This window comes from Ferrovum myxofaciens (assembly GCF_000735045.1).
GTDB classification, from domain to species: Bacteria; Pseudomonadota; Gammaproteobacteria; order Burkholderiales; family Ferrovaceae; genus Ferrovum; species Ferrovum myxofaciens.
The window spans coordinates 1-2,283 of sequence record NZ_JPOQ01000066.1 but is presented as its reverse complement, the minus strand read 5'-3'; the positions used below and the strand labels follow the sequence as shown (position 1 = coordinate 2,283).

Below are 2,283 nucleotides of genomic sequence, written 5' to 3'. Positions count from 1 at the left end.
GGTGCTCGATCCGTCTTTCGTCCCATTATCTCCCCCCGTCCTTTATGGTTTTGACCAAAATTTCTCTCGATCATTGTACGGGAGGGAATTGTATTACGTAAACCTTTTAATGATATTTACTACTAGTTCATAAGGCTGGGTGATCAGGTCAAGCAGTGCGGCTCCCACTGTTCCATGATAGGTCTCGACCATGGTCTGTAAACTGTCAGCGAACTGCTGGGCAGTGTCTGCCTGATGAATGTTTTCAAATATTCCCATTCCAGAAGAAGCGTCAGAAGGGATGTCCAACAAGCGGATTTCTTGTCCAGCCCTGACTTGTCCCCCGTTTGCTGCCATGTGATCGCCCAAGCCTATTTCTCCCGTCGAAATAAAGAGTAGGCGCCACTTGCCAGTGGGTTTTGCATGACCAAAACGATTTGCTCTGGACTTGGATTGCCCATTACCCAGCGTATATGCAATATCCCCTGCTTCTGAAGGTAACACTTGGCCCAATTCATCCAGACAAAGGACCGTATCATTATGTTCAACCGCCAGTGACTCGATGGCATTTCCTGTGGTTCTCCAACTTCTGACCATTCCTTTCCCACCCCAAATGCTTGCAGCCACGGAAAGAGCTTTCGTTTTACCGCTGCTACTTTGTCCCCGAAAATGGAAACCACCGTTTTCAACACTTAAAACCTTGAGGAAAGGGCCAGTCAGTGCAATACAAACTGCCAGGATTAACCGAGAGTTACCGATGCATTTCATACCGATGAATTGCTGCCATTCAGCCAACTCACCCCGTATCCCGAATGAAGACGTACGATCAATGTCTGGCGTTTGTAAAATCACTCGTTGGTCGTTTTGGCCGAATGTTTTGCTGGGTAAAACAAAAACGTTGTTATGCCACCCAATAGTATTAACACATAAGACCCTTGATTCTGGCTGCGCTTCCATGAAATACATGGTCAGGCTATCCTTTTGCTTCATATCAATGTCAAGACCACTGTTCAATAATACTTGGCGATAAGCCTCCCCGGTTCCAGATAACAACTCTTTTGGAATCGCTTTTTCGTGCAGGTGCCCATCATGGTCTTTGAACTTGGTAAGAAGCCCCCAGTTGGCATTATTTGAATCTCTACTCAAGGCAACAATGTCTAAACGCGAACAAATGCGAACGAGAACCTCATCTCCGTTTTTCTGCTTTATTGCAAAAACACCGGTATCATTTATCACAAAATTTCCTGACCGATACTCGTTAAGTTGGTCTTTCTCAGAAGTCACAACCTCACTCAACTCATCAGGCGGAATAAAAGCCAGCAACTCAGCCGTCCATCCCATCTGTACGGCATCGGCAGCATCGAAGCCTTGAGGCAATGCTTCAGTCTGGGGTTTGAGTTGGCCGTCTTCCCCAAGTTCAGGCAGATAGGCTAACTGTTTCAGGACCCTTACATTGGCCAGGCTGTCTTGCTCCAGAAGAGTCTGCCCGATCTTGCTGGCATATCCATGCCCTGCTTCATCGTTATCAGGCCAGATGAGTACTTCGCGTCCCAGCAGCGGGGATAGGTCTGCCTTGTCCACAGACTTGGCTCCGTGCATTGCAGTGGTAACCACGTAATTGGGGAACAGGCTCCTGGCTGCATCCGCTGATTTTTCACCCTCGACCACAAGGACGGGATCATCAGGCCGTGCTGCAAGTTGATCCAGGTTATAGAGTGGATGTGGGACCGGGAACCCCTTCATTTTCCACTGTATAGTGCCGTTTACGTCCCACAAGGTCAGGGGGCGTATGGTTTTTTCCCCGCTAGGCAGGTCGAAGCGAAGGATGTGGCCAAGTGTATTTCCCTCGGTATTTTTGTACGTGAACGTCATCGAAGGGCTGCCCATCTTGTAAAAACTCTCAGGCACTGGTGGCGCATTGGCGGGAATCGGATGCAGCCGTGTTCCCTCGTCCTTGGGAGCCTGTTGTGCCGTGGGTGTGGTTGGCGGCGTTGACCCGGTAAAATCCTCGATGATCAGATTAGCTGCTTCCATCTGCGATAGATCCCGTAGATAGGCGACAAAACTGACGCAATCGGCACCTTTGGCGGCATCACCCTCGGCGAAGTCTGCCCAGATACCTGTCTCGGAGTTGATGCTGGCAGATCCGAAGTTGTCGTCTTCACGTTTCGGGTTCAGAAATTGAATTTCCTTACCCTGATGCTGGGTTTCAAGGCCAAGCCAGTCCACGAAGTTATCCATGTTTCTCAGGGCTAGATCATTGGCTTGAGTGAAAATGTCTGGCTGTTCTGGGTCGGTTCCTTG

General features: G+C 49.3%; 1 protein-coding gene. It reads right to left on the bottom strand.

The window, feature by feature from the left end:
• Positions 1 to 93: 93 nt before the first annotated feature.
• Positions 94 to 2,283, bottom strand: a 2,190-nt coding sequence (locus IV91_RS0108605) for a DUF927 domain-containing protein (RefSeq protein ID WP_031597633.1), incomplete at its 5' end; no start/stop codon positions are given.